20 protein-coding genes and 1 tRNA gene are annotated in these 19,055 nt (G+C 67.7%); 10 read left to right on the top strand and 11 right to left on the bottom strand.

All coding sequences use genetic code 11. From position 1 onward, the window contains the following. Positions 1-251 precede the first annotated feature (251 nt). The 3 genes from CEW88_RS12065 to CEW88_RS12055 are packed head-to-tail and all read left to right on the top strand — an operon-like array spanning position 252 to position 2,181. A complete protein-coding gene (locus CEW88_RS12065; RefSeq protein ID WP_254694397.1) occupies positions 252-809 on the top strand; it encodes a sigma-70 family RNA polymerase sigma factor in 558 nt (185 codons plus the stop codon). Then, on the top strand, positions 806-1,441 hold the full coding sequence (locus CEW88_RS12060) for a ChrR family anti-sigma-E factor (RefSeq protein ID WP_108967105.1): 636 nt from the start codon (positions 806-808) through the stop codon (positions 1,439-1,441). Before CEW88_RS12065 ends, CEW88_RS12060 begins: the two co-directional genes overlap by 4 nt. A 2-nt stretch (positions 1,442-1,443) precedes the next feature. Beyond that, entirely contained in the window at positions 1,444-2,181 is a 738-nt protein-coding gene (locus CEW88_RS12055) for an SDR family NAD(P)-dependent oxidoreductase (RefSeq protein WP_108967103.1), read from the top strand. A gap of 55 nt (positions 2,182-2,236) precedes the next feature. On the opposite strand, the gene CEW88_RS12050 is transcribed toward CEW88_RS12055, so the two are convergent. Beyond that, positions 2,237-2,647 (bottom strand): DUF2177 family protein, encoded by a 411-nt coding sequence (locus CEW88_RS12050; protein WP_108967101.1) that lies wholly within the window; start codon positions 2,645-2,647, stop codon positions 2,237-2,239. A 141-nt stretch (positions 2,648-2,788) separates the two neighbouring features. On the opposite strand from CEW88_RS12050, the gene CEW88_RS12045 reads away from it, so the two are divergent. The 3 genes from CEW88_RS12045 (at position 2,789) to CEW88_RS12035 (ending at position 6,848) form a co-directional block, all read left to right on the top strand. Next, positions 2,789-2,862, top strand: a tRNA-Gly gene (locus tag CEW88_RS12045). Between the two features lie 143 nt (positions 2,863-3,005). Further along, positions 3,006-4,805 (top strand): ABC transporter transmembrane domain-containing protein, encoded by a 1,800-nt coding sequence (locus CEW88_RS12040; RefSeq protein ID WP_108967099.1) that lies wholly within the window; start codon positions 3,006-3,008, stop codon positions 4,803-4,805. Positions 4,806-4,961: 156 nt separating this feature from the next. Next, a complete protein-coding gene (locus CEW88_RS12035; protein WP_108967096.1) occupies positions 4,962-6,848 on the top strand; it encodes an acyl-CoA synthetase in 1,887 nt (628 codons plus the stop codon). Between the two features lie 22 nt (positions 6,849-6,870). On the opposite strand, the gene CEW88_RS12030 is transcribed toward CEW88_RS12035, so the two are convergent. From CEW88_RS12030 to pcaD, 4 genes are all read right to left on the bottom strand, one after another. Then, positions 6,871-7,161, bottom strand: a complete 291-nt coding sequence (locus CEW88_RS12030) for an ArsR/SmtB family transcription factor (protein WP_108967094.1) — start codon at positions 7,159-7,161, stop codon at positions 6,871-6,873. 204 nt (positions 7,162-7,365) lie between these two features. After that, positions 7,366-8,157 (bottom strand): hypothetical protein, encoded by a 792-nt coding sequence (locus tag CEW88_RS12025; protein ID WP_108967092.1) that lies wholly within the window; start codon positions 8,155-8,157, stop codon positions 7,366-7,368. Between the two features lie 3 nt (positions 8,158-8,160). Beyond that, positions 8,161-8,871 (bottom strand): alpha/beta fold hydrolase, encoded by a 711-nt coding sequence (locus CEW88_RS12020; protein ID WP_108967090.1) that lies wholly within the window; start codon positions 8,869-8,871, stop codon positions 8,161-8,163. Then, complete coding sequence (gene pcaD / locus CEW88_RS12015; RefSeq protein WP_108967088.1) at positions 8,871-9,659, bottom strand: 3-oxoadipate enol-lactonase; 789 nt, start codon at positions 9,657-9,659, stop codon at positions 8,871-8,873. Before pcaD ends, CEW88_RS12020 begins: the two co-directional genes overlap by 1 nt. Before the next feature lie 197 nt (positions 9,660-9,856). Between pcaD and truB the strand changes: the two genes are divergently transcribed. Continuing rightward, positions 9,857-10,762: a tRNA pseudouridine(55) synthase TruB gene (truB, locus tag CEW88_RS12010; protein ID WP_108967086.1), complete on the top strand. Its 906-nt coding sequence runs from the start codon at positions 9,857-9,859 to the stop codon at positions 10,760-10,762. A gap of 3 nt (positions 10,763-10,765) precedes the next feature. Here the strand turns inward: truB and CEW88_RS12005 are convergent, their stop codons facing one another. Next, on the bottom strand, positions 10,766-11,593 hold the full coding sequence (locus CEW88_RS12005) for an alpha/beta fold hydrolase (RefSeq protein WP_108967084.1): 828 nt from the start codon (positions 11,591-11,593) through the stop codon (positions 10,766-10,768). Further along, positions 11,593-12,282, bottom strand: a complete 690-nt coding sequence (locus CEW88_RS12000) for a haloacid dehalogenase type II (RefSeq protein WP_108967082.1) — start codon at positions 12,280-12,282, stop codon at positions 11,593-11,595. Before CEW88_RS12000 ends, CEW88_RS12005 begins: the two co-directional genes overlap by 1 nt. A gap of 235 nt (positions 12,283-12,517) precedes the next feature. Between CEW88_RS12000 and CEW88_RS11995 the strand changes: the two genes are divergently transcribed. Continuing rightward, entirely contained in the window at positions 12,518-12,946 is a 429-nt protein-coding gene (locus CEW88_RS11995) for an FKBP-type peptidyl-prolyl cis-trans isomerase (RefSeq protein WP_108967080.1), read from the top strand. 96 nt (positions 12,947-13,042) lie between these two features. Here the strand turns inward: CEW88_RS11995 and CEW88_RS11990 are convergent, their stop codons facing one another. Continuing rightward, positions 13,043-14,029: a quinone oxidoreductase family protein gene (locus tag CEW88_RS11990; RefSeq protein ID WP_108967078.1), complete on the bottom strand. Its 987-nt coding sequence runs from the start codon at positions 14,027-14,029 to the stop codon at positions 13,043-13,045. A gap of 224 nt (positions 14,030-14,253) precedes the next feature. Here CEW88_RS11990 and CEW88_RS11985 point away from each other — a divergent pair, with 224 nt between their 5' ends. Beyond that, the gene (locus CEW88_RS11985; RefSeq protein ID WP_108967076.1) at positions 14,254-15,120 is read left to right on the top strand and encodes a DUF2189 domain-containing protein; all 867 of its coding nucleotides are present in this window, start codon (positions 14,254-14,256) and stop codon (positions 15,118-15,120) included. Positions 15,121-15,162: 42 nt separating this feature from the next. On the opposite strand, the gene CEW88_RS11980 is transcribed toward CEW88_RS11985, so the two are convergent. Together CEW88_RS11980 and CEW88_RS11975 are read right to left on the bottom strand one after the other, a co-directional pair. Continuing rightward, positions 15,163-16,146 carry an NAD(P)H-quinone oxidoreductase gene (locus CEW88_RS11980; protein WP_108967075.1) on the bottom strand — a complete coding sequence of 328 codons (984 nt, stop codon included), beginning with the start codon at positions 16,144-16,146 and terminating at the stop codon, positions 15,163-15,165. A 41-nt stretch (positions 16,147-16,187) separates the two neighbouring features. After that, positions 16,188-16,874 carry a COQ9 family protein gene (locus CEW88_RS11975; protein WP_108967073.1) on the bottom strand — a complete coding sequence of 229 codons (687 nt, stop codon included), beginning with the start codon at positions 16,872-16,874 and terminating at the stop codon, positions 16,188-16,190. Positions 16,875-16,990: 116 nt separating this feature from the next. On the opposite strand from CEW88_RS11975, the gene rpsU reads away from it, so the two are divergent. Then, positions 16,991-17,197 carry a 30S ribosomal protein S21 gene (rpsU, locus tag CEW88_RS11970; RefSeq protein ID WP_008885097.1) on the top strand — a complete coding sequence of 69 codons (207 nt, stop codon included), beginning with the start codon at positions 16,991-16,993 and terminating at the stop codon, positions 17,195-17,197. A gap of 203 nt (positions 17,198-17,400) precedes the next feature. Here the strand turns inward: rpsU and CEW88_RS11965 are convergent, their stop codons facing one another. After that, on the bottom strand, positions 17,401-18,864 hold the full coding sequence (locus CEW88_RS11965) for a D-alanyl-D-alanine carboxypeptidase family protein (RefSeq protein WP_254694396.1): 1,464 nt from the start codon (positions 18,862-18,864) through the stop codon (positions 17,401-17,403). Between the last annotated feature and the right edge of the window lie 191 nt (positions 18,865-19,055).

Here is a 19,055-nt window from a genome sequence, read left to right as displayed (position 1 = left end):
CGAGAGCAAATTCCTTGAGAATGCCGATATAGGGAGTTTTTGCGCGGCCAAGGGCACGGCGTTGCAGCAGCACCACCCGAAAGCTCGAAATAATCGCTCTTCAAGGTGATCCTTTTCGTCTCGGGCGCCGTATCCTCTACATGTCTCTTGATGGCCGCCTCACCGCGCCCGAAGCGCCCGCCGCCTTCCAGCCGGAAGGTCCGGGTCCCGTTTCGGGTATGAGGCAACCGCGCAAGAGAAAGGACATACGTGTGACGCCCGCCGAACGAACCGAACAAACGCAATGGCTTCTTGCCGTGCGCGACCGGAGGGACCGCGAGGCCTTTGGTCGGCTGTTCGATTTCTTCGCGCCGCGGCTCAAGGCGATGCTGATCCGCGGCGGGCTGCGCGACGGCAGCGCCGAGGATGTGGTGCAGGATGTGATGATCTCGGTCTGGAACAAAGCCGCGCAGTTCGATCCGCACAGGGCCGAGGCTTCGGCCTGGATCTACCGTATCGCGCGCAACCGACAGATCGACCTCTACCGCCGCAAGCCCTTGCCCGAGCCGGAACTCATTCATGAGCCCGAGAGTTCGGAGCCCGACGCACCTCAGATTCTCGCCATGGAGCAGGAAGCGGCGCAGCTGCGCGCGGCGCTGAAGAAACTGCGGCCAGAGCAGATCGAAGCCCTGCGTCACGCCTACATGGACGAGCTGCCCCATAGCGAGATCAGCCGGATCACCGGCCTGCCGCTGGGCACGATCAAATCCCGTATCCGCCTTGGGCTCGACCGCCTGCGGCGCGACCTGAACGACCTGAGACCCCAATGAGCAAGATCACCCATCATATCCCCGAGGAGATGCTCCGAGCCTATGCCGCCGGCGAATTGCCGCAGCCTTTCGCTGTGGTGATCGCGGCACATGTCTCGCTTTGCGATGACTGCCGCGCCGCGGTCGAGACCGAGGCGGCTCTGGGCGGCGCGCTGCTGTCCGGCATGGTTCCGGCACCCGTGTCTGCGGATGCACGCGATCGCCTCTTCGCCGCGCTCGACGGCACCCCGCCGCCCGCGCCCCCGCAACGCGGCTCGGGCATCTTTCCCGCCCCTGTGATGGAGGCGCTGAACGGCCAGCCGCCGCGCTGGAAGATGCTCGGCGGCGGCATCCGCCAGCAGATACTCAGCGCCGATGCCGAAGGCTCGCTGCGCCTGCTTTACATCCCCCGGGGCCGTGCCGTGCCCGAGCACACCCACGGCGGGCTCGAGCTGACCCTGGTGCTGCAGGGGAGTTTCTCGGACTGCGAGGGCCGTTTCGGAACCGGCGACGTCGAGGTGGCCTCGGATGAGGTGGACCACCAGCCGGTGGCGGGTTCCGAGGGCCCCTGCATCTGCCTTGCCGCCACCGATGCGCCGCTGCGCTTCCGCGCGATGATTCCGCGGCTGCTGCAGCCGCTGTTCCGCATCTGACCATGGGCTACGCGGGCAAACGCACATGGCTCATTGGCGCCAGTTCGGGAATCGGCGCGGCGTTGGCCAAGGAGTTGGCAGGGCAGGGCGCGCGGCTGGTGCTTTCTGCCCGCAACGAGGATGCGTTGCAGGGCCTTGCCGCGGAGTGTGGCGGAGCCGAGGTGGTTCCGCTCGATCTGGCGCAGCCCGAGACACTCAAAGCCGCCGCCGAACGCATCGCGGCGGGAGGCAAGCTCGATGCGTTGATCTGCACCGCCGCGCTTTACGATCCAGCGCGCGTGGTCGACCTCGACCCCGAGAAGACGGCCGCACTGGTGCAGGTCAATGTGACCGGCACGCTGCTGGTGGCGCAATGTGCACCAAAGGTGCTGCGCGAAGGTGGACAGCTGGTGCTCTTCGGCTCCGTTGCGGGCTACGTGGGACTGCCGAAGGGGCAGGCCTATTCCGCGACCAAGGCGGCGATCATCAATCTTGCCGAGACGCTGCGGGTCGAGCTGGCGCCCCAGGTCGACGTGCGGCTGGTCTGCCCCGGCTTCGTTCGGACCCGGCTGACCGACAAGAACGATTTCACCATGCCCGCGATTATCGAGCCCGAAGAAGCTGCGCGCGAGATCTCCCGCGGCATGGCGGGGCGCAGTTTCGAGATTCACTTCCCCAAGCGCTTTACCTATGCGCTGAAGCTGCTCAGGCTTCTGCCCTATCCGCTCGCGCTGCGCCTCACGGCGCGGCTTGCGGGCTGAGCGCCTCGCCCGCCGGAGATTTCAGGGGCGAGGAGGGCTCATGCCCGCGACAGGGTTAGGGGGATTTCGCAAAGACCGCCATTACCGCCGCCACCCCGGCCCAGGCAGAGACCCCGGTCAGCACCGCGCCCCAAAGGCAGTCGGCGATCACCTGCTCCCAGCTCCAGTCGGCCAGCGTGGCGAAATTGGTCATCTCGTAGGTGCCGTAGCACATCAGCCCCAGCAGCGCCCCCATCCAGAGCGCCTGCAGCGTTGCGCCCTCGCGCAGGGCGGGCAGCGAGACGAAAACCAGCACCCCCACCACGTATGCCAGATAGAAGCCCGCCGCCGGGCCGAGCCGCAGCGGCTCTGCCAACAGGTGCCCCACGTGCCGCTCGAAGACCGGGCGGATGAGGAACCGCAGCCCGAGCATGTCGAGCCCAAGGAAGACGGCGGCGGTGACGATGTAGAGAGCGAGCGTTTGCATGGGGCGTCCTTTGGAACCTTACCCTGGGGATACGTTTCCCGCGCGCGGGCGGATCACCGCAAAAACCCGGCGGCATCCTGCAAAAGCCGCGCGGGGGCGGTTGACCGGGCCGAAAGGTTGCAATATCTCTCCCGCCACTACGCGGGCGTTGTGTAGTGGTAAGACCTTAGCCTTCCAAGCTAATGACGCGGGTTCGATTCCCGCCGCCCGCTCCATTCCTCCCTGACATCGTGATTTTCAAGCGACTCGCGCCTTTGTGGTCCGCGTTGCAGGGTCGCGTGCGCGCCTCCGCGACACGCCGCGCCTTGACGCAGGGCGCCGCGCCCCGCAATACCGTTCTGAAGACAAAGGAGCGGCCATGGCCCACGGAAACCCGGCTGCCATCGTGCAGGACGATCGCGAGAAATCCCGGAAACTCGGCTCTCTGGCCGCTCTCTGGCCCTTCATGAAGCCCTATCGCGGGTTGATGGTCGCGGCGGTCCTCGCGTTGATTGCCACGGCCACCGTCTCGCTGACCCTGCCGCTGGCGGTGCGCCGGGTGGTGGACAATTTCGGCACCCAGGACGGCGCGCTGCTCGACCGCTATTTCATGGCGGCACTCGGCATCGCCGCGCTTCTGGCGCTCGGCACCGCGGCCCGCTACGCGCTGGTCACGCGGCTCGGCGAGCGCGTGGTGGCCGACATCCGAAAGGCGGTCTTCGACCGGGTGATCGGCCTCTCTCCGGCCTTCTATGAAAACACCATGACCGGCGAGGTGCTGAGCCGGATCACCACCGACACCACGCTGATCCTGTCGGTGATCGGCTCGTCGGTGTCGATCGCGCTGCGCAACCTGCTGCTCTTCGTGGGCGGGCTGACGCTGATGCTCTTCACCTCGGCCAAGCTCACCGGGATGGTGCTGCTGATCGTGCCGGTGGTGATCGTGCCAATCCTCACGCTGGGCCGCCGCCTGCGCAAGCTGAGCCGCGAGAACCAGGACTGGATCGCGGTCTCTTCGGGAAATGCCGCCGAGGCGCTTTCGGCCGTGCAGACCGTGCAGAGCTACACCCACGAGGCGATCAGCCGCGAAGCCTTTGCCAAGGTCACCGAAAAGAGCTTCGACGCCGCCCGCCGACGGGTGAAGACTCGCGCGCTCATGACGGCGATCGTGATCTTCCTCGTCTTCACCGGCATCGTCGGCGTGCTCTGGGCCGGGGCGGTGGACGTGCGCGCGGGGCAGATGAGCGCCGGCGCGCTGGTGCAATTCGTGATCTATTCGGTGATGGTCGCCGGCGCCGTCGCGGCGCTCTCGGAGATCTTCGGCGAGCTGCAGCGCGCTGCCGGGGCGACCGAGCGGCTGGTCGAACTGCTGCAGGCCGAGGACACGGTGACCGATCCCGTGCAGCCCCTGCCGGTGCCGAGAACCGTGCGGGGCGAGATCACCTTCGACAAGGTCGATTTCACCTATCCCGCGCGGCCTGGGATCAAGGCTCTGGACGGCATCGACCTGCACATTCAGCCGGGCGAGACGGTGGCCCTCGTTGGCCCCTCCGGCGCGGGCAAGACCACCATCGTGCAGCTTATCCAGCGCTTCTACGACCCCGATGCAGGCCGGGTGCTGCTCGACGGCGTGCCGCTTGACAAGATGAGCCGCAACGGCTTCCGCCAGCACATCGCGCTGGTGCCGCAGGATCCGGTGATCTTTGCGGCCTCGGCGCGCGACAACATCCGCTTCGGCCGCCCCGGTGCCAGCGATGCCGAGGTCGAGGCCGCCGCCCGCGCCGCGGCCGCGCATGACTTCCTGTCAGCGCTGCCCGAGGGCTATGACACCTATCTCGGCGAGCGCGGCGTGATGCTCTCGGGCGGACAGAAGCAGCGCGTGGCCATCGCCCGCGCCATCCTGCGCGACGCGCCGGTGCTGCTGCTCGACGAGGCGACCTCGGCGCTGGATGCCGAGAGCGAGCGGGCGGTGCAGCAGGCCGTCGATACGCTGGCCGAGGGGCGCACGACGATCATCGTCGCGCACAGGCTCGCGACAGTGAAGAAGGCCGACCGGATCCTGGTCATGGATCATGGCCGCATCGTCGCGCAGGGGGGGCACGAGGCGCTGGTGGCCGAGGGAGGGCTCTATGCCCGGCTGGCGAGGCTGCAGTTCACCGACGGGGTCGCCGCGGAGTAGCGATCCCTGGGCGGTTCCGGGGCCTCCGGGCTTTGCCTTGACCGTGCGGCATGCTAAGGGCGCAGCCCTTGCGAGAGGTTATGATACCTCTCACACTTTAAACTGGTGCCGCCGCCGGTCGTGCGACGGTACCGCGCGTGGAGGAGCGGCGCGGGCATGCAATTCGTGACACTGGAAGATCGCGATGCGATCGAGGCCGAGAAATCCTGGTCCGAACGGGACCTGCCCGGGAACCTGCACGCCTGCCTCGCGCAGACCGCCGCGCGGTTCGGAGAGCGCCCTGCGCTCAGCTTCCAGCTTCTTTCCGGGGCAAAGGATCCGGCCGAGACGCTGAGCTGGTCGCAGCTGGAGTCGCGTGTGAATCAGGCCGCCAACCTCTTCCGCAGCCTGGGAGTGGAGGAGGGCGACGTGGTTGCCATGGTGCTGCCCAACTGCACCGAGGCGCTGCTGACGGTCCTCGGTGGGGCAGTCGCCGGGATCGTGGCGCCCATCAACCCGCTGCTCGAACCCGAGCAGATCGCGGCGCTGCTGCGCGAGACCGGCGCGCGGGTGGTGGTGACGCTGAAATCCTTCCCCAAGACCGACATCGCCCAGAAGCTGGCCGAGGCTTGCCGCCATGCGCCGGGGGTGGTCACGGTGCTCGAGGTGGATCTCAACCGCTACCTCACCCCGCCGAAGCGCTGGCTGGTGCCACTGCTGCGCCCGAAACTGCCGCGCACCCATCACGCCGACATCAAGTGCTTCAACGCCGAGCTGACGCGCCAGCCTACGGGGCTCACCTTCGCGCCGTCGACCGCCGACAGGGTCGCGGCCTATTTTCACACCGGCGGCACGACCGGCATGCCCAAGGTCGCGCAGCACAGGGTCTCGGGGATGCTCTACAACGGCTGGCTCGGCTCGCGGCTGCTGTTCCGCGAGACCGACAACGTCATGTGCCCGCTGCCGCTGTTCCACGTTTTCGCCACCGAGGTGGTGATCATGTCGGCCCTGTCCTCGGGGGCGCATGTGATCCTGCCGACCCCGGCGGGCTATCGCGGCGACGGGGTCTTTGACAATTTCTGGAAGCTCTGCGAGCGCTGGAAGATCACCTTCATGATCACCGTGCCGACCGCCGTCTCGGCGCTTATGCAGCGCAAGGTGGACGCCGACATCTCGACCATGCGCCACGCCTTTTCCGGTTCCGCACCGATGCCCGTCGAGCTGTTCCGGCGCTTTGAGGAGGTTGCGGGCCTGTCGATCTGCGAGGGTTACGGGCTGACCGAGGCAACCTGCCTCGTGTCGGTCAACCCGCCGGACGGGGTCAAGAAGATCGGCTCGGTCGGCTTCCCGTTCCCCTATACAGAGGTCAAGATCGTGCGGCAGACCGCGTCGGGCTCGCAGGAATGCCCGACAGACGAGATTGGCGAGATCTGCGTGTACAATCCCGGGGTGACCCCCGGCCGCACCTATACCGATGCGGACCGCAACCGCGATCTCTATCACGAGGAGCGCTTCCTTCGGACCGGTGATCTGGGCCGGATCGACGCGGATGGCTATCTGTGGATCACCGGGCGGGCCAAGGACGTGATCATCCGCGGCGGCCACAACATCGATCCCGCCGAGATCGAGGACGCGCTGCTCACCCATCCTTCGGTGGCGGTGGCGGCGGCAATTGGCCAGCCCGATGCCCACGCGGGCGAGCTGCCCTGCGCCTATGTCGAGCTGGTCGCGGGGGCGATGGTCACCGAGGAGGAGCTGCTGAAGCACGCGCAGGTGCATATCCACGAACGCGCGGCCTGGCCGAAACACCTCGAGATCCTGCCAGAGCTGCCGAAGACCGGGGTCGGAAAGGTGTTCAAGCCCGACCTGCGCAAGCGGGCGATCGCCCGCGTCTACGACGCCGCGCTGGAAGCGCAGGGTCTGAATGCGCGCGTGGCCGAAGTCCAGGACGACACGCGCCGCGGGCTGGTGGCCAAACTGTCGCGCCGCGGTGAGGAGGAGGCCGCCGTGGTAAAATGTCTCGGCGCCTTCACCCGGCCGTGGGACTGGACGGAAAAGCGCTGAGAGCACGGCGCACGTCGCCGGCTCAGCAGTCTTTCTTGACGCAGAAGATCTCGTAGAGCAGGCCGATCACCCGCGCGGTGTCCTCGGTGGCGAGGCTGTAGTAGATCGTCTTGCCGTCGCGGCGGGTGTTCACCAGACCCTCTTCGCGCAGGCGTGCCAGCATTTGGCTCACCGCCGCCTGGCGCATGCCGAGCAGACCTTCAAGCTCACCCACAGACTTTTCGCCCGAGCCGAGGTGGCACAGGATCATCAGCCGTCCCTCGTGCGCCAGCGTCTTGAGGAAGCCCGCGGCGTTGCGCGCGTTTTCGGCCATTTCCTCAGGTGGGGGTGTGAGCGTTTCTTCCGTCACCAATCGATGCCTCTGCAAGGTCTCACTCGCAATATAGTACGCGCGCTGCGGAATGCGATCTCCTGCGGCGCCTGAGGTTGGCTCGGGACGGGTCTTATCGTCTTCGTGGCTGTCCTGCTGTTAGCGCGAAGCCGGCACTGCTGGCAAGTGTTTGCTAGGCCGCACCGCTCAGGGTCGTGCCGCGAGCGAGAGCGCGGCACCGGTGGCCAGAAGCAGCTGCGGCAGGATGAGGGACTCGACGTGGCGTCGCGCCACGGCGGATCCCTCGACCGCGCCGAGCGAGGTGCCGAGGATCCCGGCGTGCGCCTTCAGTGCGGCAAGCGGCGCGTTGCCCGGCGCGCGCCCCGCGAGCGCGCGAATCAGCCGCGCGGCCCAATCCGCCAACCTGGTCAGGGGCATGCGTTCGGCGCCCCACCCCTGATCGCCGAGGTTCAGCGCGGCGCCGAGCGCAGGGCGCAGGACCTCGGCGCTGTCGCCGTTGTGGCTCACGCAGAGCAGGGCCTCGCGCAGCGCCGGCAAGTCGGCCATGAGCACGGCGAGATCGTCGCTGCCCGGCAGCGTCTCGGTGGCGGCTTCGAACTGGGCCAGCACCTGCCGCAGGCGCAGCGCCAGCGCGCAGTCCTGCAGATCGCCGGGGAGGGCGCCTTGGCCGAGGTACTGGGCGTAGTCGGGTGCCTGCATCAGCGACCGAAAGGCATCCAGCAGCGGCGGCACCACGCTGCCCGCCTCTGCCGTGCACTGCGCCAGCGCGCCGGGGTCGATCTGGAGTTCGAGCGAGGCGCGGTGGATGGCCTTGGCGGCGGTCTCGGGGATCAGCCCGGCGTCACCCTGCACCTTGGCCAGCGTGCCCACCACGATCATGATCGCCCGGACCTCGGCGCTGTCCGAGAACAGCTTGGCGAGATCCCCAGCAGGGAAGAGGCGGTGCAGGTGGGCGCTGTCGAAGGGCGTGGCGGACATGGGTCAGCTCCGGGCGATGCGGTCCAGAAGGGCGGCGAGGCCCTCGGGGTCGGACAGGAAGGGCGAATGCGCGCTGCTCATGTCGTAGACCTCGTCGCTTGGCAAGACCGACGCCATGGCACGCTGGTGGTCAGGCGGCACGGCCATGTCCTGAGAGCACAGGATGTAGCTCCGCGGCACCTGCTCTACCGTGCCGGTGAGCGTGACACGTTCCTTCTGCGTCGAGATCGGCTGCGGCGTCAGGTGCCGCGCGGCGCGGTCGATGAGCGCGGCGGGACAGTCGTGGTAGAATTTTTCCCGGATCAGGGATGGATCGAAATGGAAGGTCGCGCCACCTTCGTCGCGGCGGATCGCCTCGTTCAGCGGCTGGTCCGGCCAGTCGCGGCTGAGGCTGGTGACGCTGTCGCCGTCGCCGGGCAGGAAGGCGCAGAGGTAGATGAGCCGGGAAAATTTCTCCGGGTGCAGGTCGGCGGCCTGCGTCGCGGGCACGCCGGACATCGAGTGGGCGACGACGATGGTCGGCGCGTCGAGCGCGCCGAGGATGGCCTCGACGTAGCTCTGCAGGGTGACTTCGTCGCGTGGCATGGTATCGGCGCCATGCCCGGGCAGGTCGATGGCGCGGGCCGTGTGACCGCGCTCTTCCAGCGCCGGGATCACGTCGCGCCAGCACCATGCGCCGTGCGAGGCGCCGTGGATCAGCAGGAAACTCGCCATCAGATATGCCCCTGTCCCTTGAGGAAGTCGGTGAGAATTTGCCCGTATTCCGCGGGCTTCTCGACGAAGGGAAGATGCCCCGCCCCGCGGATCAGTGCAAATTGCGAGCCGGGAACGAGGTCTGTCGTTTCGCGCACCATATCGGGCGGGGTTGAGCCGTCCTCGCTGGCGGCAATGCCCAGAAGCGGCAGGCGCAGGCCCGAGGTGGGCGTCATGAAGTCGGTCCCCGCAATGGCGGCGGCGCAGCCCATGTAGCCTTTTGCGGGCGTGCGCGCGAGCATATTGCGCCAAGGCTTGATCGCCTCGGAGGCGCGGAATTTTCGGGTGAACCAGCGCTCCAGCACCGCATCCGCGATGGCCTCGACGCCGCGCTTCTCGACTTCGGCGATGCGGGTCTCCCACATCTGCCGCGTGCCGATCTTGGCGGCGGTGTTCGACAGGACCGCCCCACGCACGAGATCGTGGCGCTTGGCAGACAGCCCTTGCGCGACCATGCCGCCGATCGACAGGCCGACGAAGATCGCGTCACGGACCCCCGTGTGCTCCATCAGCCGCTCGGCGTCGCGCACCAGCGCGCCCATGGAATAGGGCGGTTCGGGGCAGTCCGACAGGCCGTGCCCCCGCATGTCGTAGCGCAGGATCCGCAGCCCCTCGGGCAGGTGCGGCAGCAGCCCGTCCCAGAGCCGGAAATCGCTGCCCAGAGAGTTGGCCAGCACCAGCGGTGCGCCATCGTCGGGGCCGTCGATGCGGTAGTGAAGTCGGACATCGCCGAGATCGGCCATGAGCATGGCGGGGCCTCCTTTTTCCTTGGCGCGGACCCTAACGGGCGGGGCGGCCAGAGGGAAGGCGAACGGGCAGGCACAGGTCATGCACATTCCATGCACCGCCCATGCGCGTCCCGCCGCACCGGCGCAGATTGACTCCCGCGCCTCCCGCCTGCTAGCAGGCGCGCCTTGATGGCATACGAAGAGGCGCGGGGACACCAATGGCACGCAAGAAGGGTCGCGACATTTCCGGCTGGCTGATCGTCGACAAACCGGCGGGCATGACCTCGACCTCTGTGGTCAACAAGGTCCGCTGGGCGCTGGCGGCAAAGAAGGCGGGCCACGCCGGCACGCTCGACCCCGAGGCGACCGGCGTGCTGGCCGTGGCGCTCGGCGAGGCGACCAAGACCGTGCCCTATATCACCGACGCGATGAAGGCCTACCGCTTCATCGTGCGCCTGGGGCAGGCCACCAATACCGACGATGCCGAGGGCGAGATCCTGCGCGAGAGCGCCGAGCGCCCCTCGGACGACGAGATCAAGGAAGCGCTGCACCAGTTCGTCGGCGACATCCAGCAGGTGCCGCCGCAGTTCTCGGCGGTGAAGGTGGATGGCAAACGCGCCTACAAGCGGGCGCGGGACGGCGAGGAGATGGAGCTTTCGGCCCGTCCGCTCTTCGTGGAATCGCTGATCATGCTCGAGCGGGTCGATGCCGACCACGTCGAGCTGGAGATGGTCTGTGGCAAGGGCGGCTACGTGCGCTCGATCGCCCGCGACCTCGGCGAGGCGCTCGGTTGCTTCGGACACGTGCTGCGCCTGCGCCGGGTCTGGTCCGGGCCGTTCGAGGCCTCGGACGGGATCAGCGTCGAGCAGATCGACGCGCTGGCGAAGACCCCCGAGCTCGACGAGAAGCTGCTGCCGCTGCAGGTGGGTCTTGCCGATCTGCCCGAGCTGCGCTGCACGCCCGAGGGCGCGGCGCGGCTGCGCAACGGCAACCCCGGCATGGTGATCCCCGGCGAGGCCGAATACGGCGACGAGGCCTGGGCGTCCTTCGAGGGCAAGCCGGTGGCGGTGGGCATCTTCAAGGCCGGCGAGCTGCACCCGAGCCGGGTGTTCAACCTCGGCTGAGGCTCAGCCCAGCATTTTCAGCCAGCGCCGCAGCGCGCCCAGCGACTCGGGCTCGTCGAGGAACGGGACGTGGCCGCGGCCGGGGATCTCGGCGGCGATCATGTCCGGTCGGCGGCGCTGCATCTCGGCGAAGGTCTCGGCGGTGAGCAGCGTCGAGCCATCGCCCCGCAGGGCGCAGAGCGGCAGCCCCTTGAAGGCATCGAAGAGCGGCCAGAGGTCCGGCGCGGGCTGCGCGCCCGCCTCGAGCACCGCGTCGCGCAGGCGTGGATCGTATTGGATGCGCAGCCCGTCGGGCGTTTCGCGGTAGAACTTCGTCACCTCTTCCATCCAGCGCCCCGGCGGCACGTCCTTGAAGGCGGTCATGCCCATGGCCATCTTCTCGGCGGCCTCGGCATGGGTCTGCCAAGCCGGGTTGCGGCCGATGTACTCCTTGATGACCGAAAGCCCTTCGCCTCCGATCTCGGGGCCGATGTCGTTGAGCGCGACGCCGAGCAACCGCTCCTTCACCGTCGCCGCCAGAACCATGGCGATCAGCCCGCCGCGCGAGGTGCCGAGCACCGCCACCTGCTTCACCCCGAGGTGGTCCATCAACTCGACCGCGTCGCGGCCCTCGATGGGAATGGTGTAGCTGGTGTGATCGGTCCAGTCGGACTGGCCGCGGCCCCGGTAATCCATGCGGATCAGCCGCACTTTCGCGGGGTCGAGATGGGGCGCAAGATAGTCGAAATCGCGCCCGTCGCGGGTGAGGCCGGCGAGGCAGAGCAGCGGGATGCCGTGGCCCTCGTCGGTGTAATGGATCGACAGGCCGTCGGAAGTGGTGAACTCGGGCATCAGAGAAGCTCCGGGATTGTGGTCAGGTCGTTCAGCACGTGCTGCGGTCGGCCGGGCAGGCGGTCGATGGGCTCACCGGCGCGGTTGACCCAGGCGGTGCGAAAGCCGTAAGCCGCCGCGCTGCCCGCGTCCCAGCCGTTGGAGGAAACAAAAAGCACCTCTCCCGGTTCCGTGCCGAAGCGCTGACCCACGAGCTCGTAGACCGCGCGGGAAGGCTTGAAGACGCCGACCTCCTCGACCGAGAGCACGGCGTCGAGGTAGCTTTCAATCCCGGCACTGGCGACCGCGCCCTCGAGCATGTCCGGACTGCCGTTGGAGAGGATGGCGCAGTTCAGTCCCTGCGCCTTCAGCGTCGCGAGGAGTTTGGTCACCTCGGGGTAGGCCGAGAGCTCCCAGTAGAGGCCGAGCAGGGTTTCGCGCAGCTCGGGGTCGGTCAGGCCGTGGCGCTCCATCGCCCAGTCGAGCCCGTCCTGCGTCACCTGCCAGAAGCTGCAGTGATCGCCGGTCACCGCGCGCAGCCAGCTGTATTCCAGCTGCTTGCGCCGCCAGTCGGCAGAGAGGGCCGGCCAGACTTTGGCCAGCGCCTGCTGCCCGGGCGCTTCGGCGGCGCGGCGCGCGGCGGCAGAGACGTCGAAGAGCGTGCCGTAGGCGTCGAAGACGCAGGTGGCGATCTGGCCGGCTTGGGTCATGGGGCGAACTGTCCTCCTCGCGATCCGGCGCAGGGTGGCACGGGCCGGGGCGGGTCGAAAGAGTGAATTTGCCAAGGTTTGGAGGGGCAGGGCGCCGTGCCCGGGCCCCGCCCGGACATCCTCTTTGCAATCCCGGGCGTGGATGCTTAGGTTGGAGGGGAGAGCAAACGAGAACCCGCCGCGACAGGTGGCCTCGTCCCATCCACAGAACTTTCCCAAAAGATCGGAGACTCCCATGACGCAGGTCAAGACCGGCGACACCGTTCGTATTCATTACACCGGCACCCTGAACGACGGCACCACCTTTGATTCCAGCGCAGGCCGCGACCCGCTGGAATTCCAGGTCGGCTCGGGCCAGATCATCCCCGGCCTCGACAAGGCGATGCCGGGGATGGCGGTCGGCGAGAAGAAGACCGTGGAAGTGCCCGCCGAAGAGGCCTATGGCCCGGTCCACGCCGAGGCACGCCAGGCCGTGCCGCGTGCCGACATCCCCGAGGACATCCCGCTCGATCTGGGCACCCCGCTGCAGATGCAGACCCCCACCGGCCAGGTGGTGCAGGTGACCGTGGTCGAGGTGAATGACACCGAGGTCACGCTCGACGCCAACCACCCGCTGGCGGGCAAGGATCTGACCTTTGCCATCGAGCTGGTAGAGATCGCCTGATCGGTGCTGATCGCCCGGGGCTGAGGCTCTGGCGAACATGAGAGCGGCGCGGGGATGACCCGCGCCGCTTTTTCCTTTGCCATTCGGCGCGCGGGCTTACCCGAGCGTCAGGATGGTCTGGCCGGTGGTCTTGCGCGCCTCGAGCGCGCGGTGGGCCTCGGCGACATCTTCCAGCGCGAAACGCTGGCCAATGCGGATGTTCACCGCGCCCGAGGCGACCTTGTCGAAGAGCATCGCCGCCATTTCCTGGCAGGCTGCCGGGTCGGCGATATGGGCAAAGAGCGTCGGGCGGGTGACCTTCAGCGAGCCCTTCTGCGCCAGAAGACCGAGGTTGAATGCCTCTACTGGGCCCGAGGCATTGCCGAAGGAAATCATCATCCCCAGCGGCTTGAGGCAGTCGAGCGAGCCCATGAAGGTGGATTTGCCGATCGAATCCATCACCACGTCGACACGCTTGCCATCGGTCAGCTCGCGGGTGCGCTGGGTGAAATCCTCGGTGTTGTAGTTGATGCAGGCGTCGGCACCGTGGTCGAGCGCCAGCTGGCATTTCTCGTCCGAACCCGCGGTGCCGATCAAGCGGATGCCCTCGGATTTCGCCCATTGGCAGGCGATGAGGCCGACGCCCCCCGCCGCGGCGTGGAACAGGACCGTGTCGCCCTTCTTCAGCGGCGTCGTGCGGTGGAAGAGGAACTGGACGGTCATGCCCTTCAGCATCATCGCAGCGCCTTCCTCGAAGGAGATGTTCTCGGGCAGCTTGCAGACCTGCGCGGCGGGCATCACGCGCACCTCTGTGTATGCGCCGGCGGGCATCGCGGCATAGGCGGCGCGGTCGCCAGGGGCGAGATGAGTGACGCCTTCGCCAACGGCCTCGATCACGCCCGCGGCCTCCATGCCGAGCGCGTGGGGCAGCTCGAGCGGGTAGAGACCCGAGCGCTGGTAGCAGTCGATGAAGTTGAGACCGCAGGCCTTGTGGCGGATGCGGATCTCGCCCGGGCCGGGCTCACCAACCGGCAAGTCGACCAGCTTGAGCGCTTCGGGGCCTCCGGTTTGCTCGATGATGACGGTGCGGGCTGTCTCGGCCATGGTCCTGTGCTCCTATTTGGCGTTTGGGCCAGACCCTGCGACAAGGCGCGGACAGGGGCAAGGGGGCATGGCCCACGGGTGCGCGCGTCTCATCGACGTGATTCACCGAGAGCGTGTTTCGTGCTAGGCTGTAGAGATACGCGTGGCCGGCCCGTCTGGTCATCGGCGCGTGCCAGGACCAGACCCGCGATTGGCGCTGCGCAGGACGCCAAGGGAGGAGGCTCATGGCACAGACACCTCATACGATCGGAAACCCGCTAAGCTGGGCGGCGCAACGGCTCTCGGCGGCGGGGGCGCATGTCTCGGCCGCCACGCGCGAGCTCGGGACGGACCACGCCCATACGCCGCGCCGCGTGCGGACCATGGCAATGTCGGACATTTCGGAATCGCTGCGCGCCGGCTGGGAGGACTTCAAGGCCTGTCGCAGCGACGTGCTGTTCATCGTGCTCATCTACCCCGTGATGGGGCTGTTGCTGATGGGCATGGCCTTTCACCAGGCGCTCCTGCCGCTGATCTTTCCCATGGCGGCGGGTTTTGCGCTCCTCGGGCCGATGGCGGCGGTCGGGCTTTACGAGATGAGCCGCAGGCGCGAGATGGGGCTCGAGGCAAGCTGGCGCGATGCCTTTGCGGTGCTGAGCTCGCCCGCCTTCGGGGCAATGCTGGTGATGGGGCTCTATCTGATCGCGCTGTTCTGCGCGTGGATGCTGACGGCGCATTTCATCCACCAGGTGACCATGGGGCCGGCGCACTACGAAAGCTTCGGCGCCTTTCTCGATCAGGTGTTCGGCACCCCGGGCGGCTGGTGGATGATCGTGCTCGGCTGCGGTGTGGGCTTCGTCTTCGCGCTGGCGGCGCTGGCGGTTTCGGTGATCTCCTTCCCGCTGCTGCTACACCGGCACGTGGGCGCGCCGGTGGCGGTGATGACCTCGGTTCGCGTGCTGCGGAAGAACCCGAAGGTGGTGCTGAGCTGGGGCGCGCTGATCGCGGTGCTGCTGGTGCTGGGATCGCTGCCCCTGCTGCTGGGGCTGATGCTGGTCCTGCCGCTGCTCGGCCACGCGAGCTGGCACTTCTACCGCCGCGCGGTGGCTTGAGGAATCGGCTCGGCAGTCGGGCTGCCGAGCCGGGATCGTCGGTCAGGCGACCCTGAGGACGATCTTGCCGATATGTGTCGAGCCTTCCATGCGGGCATGCGCCTCCGAAGCCTGGTCCAGGGCGAAGTCCGAGTCCATCACCGGGCCGACGCGGCCCGCCTCGATCAGCGGCCAGACGTGTTCACGCAGCGACGCGGCGATCCGCGCCTTGGCGAGATCGCTTTGCGGGCGCAGGGTCGACCCGGTGATCGTCAGCCGCCGGGCCATCACCTGCGCGAAGTTCAGCTCGGCCTTTGGCCCTTGCAGGAAGGCGATCTGCACCAGACGCCCTTCGTCGGCCAGCGCCTTGACGTTGCGCGGGATGTAGTCGCCGCCGACCATGTCGAGGATCAGGTTCGCCCCGCTGAGGCCACGCATCACCTCGACGAAGTCCTCGTCGCGGTAGTTGATCGCGCGCTCGGCGCCGAGTTTCTCGCAGGCGGCGCATTTGTCGGCCGAGCCGGCGGTGGCGAAGACCCGCGCGCCGAGCGCGCTGGCAAGCTGGATCGCCGTGGTGCCGATGCCCGAAGAGCCGCCATGCACAAGGAAGCGCTCGCCCGCCTGCAGCCCGCCGCGCTGGAAGACGTTGCTCCAGACGGTGAAGAAGGTCTCGGGCAGGCAGGCCGCTTCGCGCAGCCCCATTCCGGCGGGAACGGGCAGGCAATGCGCAGCGGGCGTGGCGACATACTCGGCATAGCCGCCGCCGGGCAGCAGCGCGCAGACCTCATCGCCGACGGCGGGCCAGCTGACACCGGGGCCGGTGGCCACCACCTCGCCCGAGCATTCGAGACCGGGCAGGTCTGAAGCACCGGGGGGCGGCGCGTAGCTGCCGGCGCGCTGCAGCGCATCGGGGCGGTTCACCCCGGCATAGGCGACGCGGATCACCACCTGCCCATGTCCAGGCTCGGGAACGGGGCGCTCGGTGAGGCGCAACACCTCGGGACCGCCGGGCTGCGAGATCTCGACGGCGCGCATGGTCTTGGTCATTTGTCGTCCTGTCTTGCTGTCGTGCGGGAAGGGCAGGGGGCTCAGCGCGGCGCGGTCCAGCCGCCCGGCAGCCCGTGGCGCGGACTCTTCGGAGCGCGCAGCCTGCCGAGCATTTTTTCCGGTCCGGCCGCCAGCATCTTTCCCAGCACCGGGGTGCCGCGCACCTTGGCCTTGGTCTTCTCGAAGCGCATCACGTCCTCGATTCGGCGATCGAGGAACTCCCAGGTGGCGTGGTTTTCGAGCGAATCGTCGCCCAGCCAGTAGAGCACGGTCGAGGAATAGACGGCGCTCAGCGTGGCGCGCTTGGTGTACCAGTTGAAATCGCGCGAGCTGTCGCCCAGTTCGGTCCAGATGCGGTCGGCGGTGCCCCAGATCAGCTTGGCGCCATCGGCGGCGTACATCGGCAGCGCGAAAAGCGCGGTGCCGCGGCGCACCGCCTCGCGGTCGTCGACCGCCTCGATCCGGCTGCGGACGGCCAGCGCGACGCGGTCGCGAAAGCGCATCTCGGACTGGTCGATTTCCTTGAGGCGCGCGGACATAGCCTCGTCGCCGCGGCGATGGAAGGCGATCGCCATGTCCACCGCACCGCGCGGATAGAGCCCGCGCGCCACCACCGGGTCGATCCCGGCATCGCTCGCCGCCGCGCGGAAGGTCGTCTCGGACCAGCCGTCGAAGGCGACATGGTTCAGCGCCGCATCTAGCAGGCGCTCGGTAATTTCTTCACTCATGGGGCCTCTCCTTCGACTCAATGGGTAGGAGTCTAGACAAGATTGGCAACCCTTGCTATAGACCGGCTTCCTGCAATTTCCTTGCAACTCAAAACTAGAAAGGTGGTGAAAACCACATGCAGGTTAGTGTTCGCGACAACAACGTCGATCAGGCGCTCCGCGCCCTGAAGAAGAAGCTGCAGCGCGAAGGCGTGTTCCGTGAAATGAAGCTTCGGCAGCATTTCGAGAAACCGTCCGAGAAGAAGGCTCGCGAGAAAGCCGAGGCCGTCCGCCGCGCCCGCAAGCTGGCGCGCAAGAAGGCTCAGCGCGAAGGTCTCCTCTGAGTTTACGCTCGTGAGATCTATCTCGTGAGGTCAGGCAGCTGACCTTCCGACACGAAGAAGTTGACGACCCCCGGGGCTCTGCCTTTCGGGGGTTTGTCGTTTCTTGGGGGGTGGAGCCGCTGGGAGGCTTACGCGCGGTGCAATAGAAAAACCCCGGGTGCGAAGCCCGGGGTTTTTCTTTTGTCGGCACCATGAGGCGCCTGTCAGCTCGGCCCGATCATGAAGCAGGTGACCTGCCGGGCCTGCAACCGGCGGCAGGCGAGATCGGCGGTCTCGCGGGTCAGGCCCATGAAGTTCGCATCGAAGCCGCCCGAGCGGTCGACGACCTTGCGCAGCGAGCCGTCCAGCGTGGCGGTTTCCATCAGCGCGGTCTGCAGCAGCACCTTCTCGGCGGCGTAGCGGCTGGGGTAGCGGCCGACGTTGATGCCCCAGTGACGCCCGCCCGAGGTCGACACACGGGTGACCACTTCCTGTGCCTCCGGCTCGGCGGAGGCGACGGCGACGGCCGCGGGTTCGGGCGCGGCAACAACCGGGGCCGAAGTCTGGGCGGGGGCGCTGACAAGAGCCATCGCCTGCGGTCGGCGCACCGGCTTGATCGAGGAATCGGGTGCAATTCCGGTGTCGCCCTCGGCAACCACCATCGCTTCGGCGACCGTTGCAATGTCGATCGGCTCGGGGGCCTCGGAGACGGCGGGGGCGACGGCGGCCACCTGCACCGATTCCAGCACGCTGTTGATGTCATCCTCGACGCCGGCGACCAGAGGTGCCACGTCGGAGCTGGTCACCCCGGGGCGGATCTGGGGGCGCAGACTCTTGGTGACGGCGGCGGCGGCGACGCGGATCGACTTGCCGCGCAGTCCGGAATCGCCCGTCTCGGCACTGGCCACGAGCATCTCGGCCCCGCCGCCGACGCGGCCCATGTAGGGCGGCTTGGCCGGACGGCGCAGCGCGACATTGGTCGCGGCACGCTTGAAGCCGAGATCCAGCAGCTCGGCGCTCTTGGCGTTGCGCGCGGCGGTGGAGGTGCCGCCGAAGACCACCGAGATGATCCGCTCGCGGCCGCGCTCGGCGGAGGCGACGAGGTTGAAGCCCGCGGCGCGGGTATAACCGGTCTTGATCCCGTCAGCGCCCTTGTAGGCGGCGAGAAAGCGGCGGTTGGTATTGGCCACTTCGCGCATGCCGGCGTCGGTCGTACGGCGCGAGAAAAGGTTATAATAGCCGGGATAATCGTAGAGAATGTGCCGGCCCAGGATCCCCATGTCGTGGGCGGTCGACAGGTGGCCCTCGGAGGTGAGGCCGTTGGCGTTCTTGAAGGTGGTGCGGGTCATCCCCAGCGCCTTTGCCGTGCGGTTCATGCGGCGGGCAAAGGCGGCTTCGGAGCCTTCGATGGCCTCGCCGATGGCAGTGGCGGCGTCATTTGCGGATTTGACGGCGGCGGCGCGCACGAGATAGCGCAGCGCGATCTTCTGTCCCGAGCGCAGGCCCAGCTTCGAGGGCGGCTCTGCGGCGGCGTTCTTCGAGATGGTCACCATCGTGTCCATCGTGATCTCGCCATGCTCGACCGCCTCGAAGGCGATGTAGAGCGTCATCATCTTGGTCAGCGATGCCGGGTGGAGTCGGGTCTCGGCGTTCTCGGAAAATAGGATCTCGCCCGACCGGGCGTCCATCACGAGGGCAGCGTAGGGGGCAGCCCAAGCGCCCACTGGCCCCACGAGGGCAAGCCAAATGAATGTGAGAATATACAGGCCTGCTCGGCCCGGTCGCTGCCTGCGCCGTCCCGTCACGGTTCTCGCCTTCTCTGCCTCTCGCCTCCGGTTTTCCGGTGGCCAACTGTTCTAGTTTGCGAAAACGCTACCAC

The organism is Alloyangia pacifica, from assembly GCF_003111685.1.
Taxonomy (GTDB): Bacteria; Pseudomonadota; Alphaproteobacteria; order Rhodobacterales; family Rhodobacteraceae; genus Salipiger; species Salipiger pacificus_A.
The sequence above is the reverse complement of the archived record's forward strand: the minus strand, read 5'-3'. Positions and strand labels throughout refer to the sequence as shown.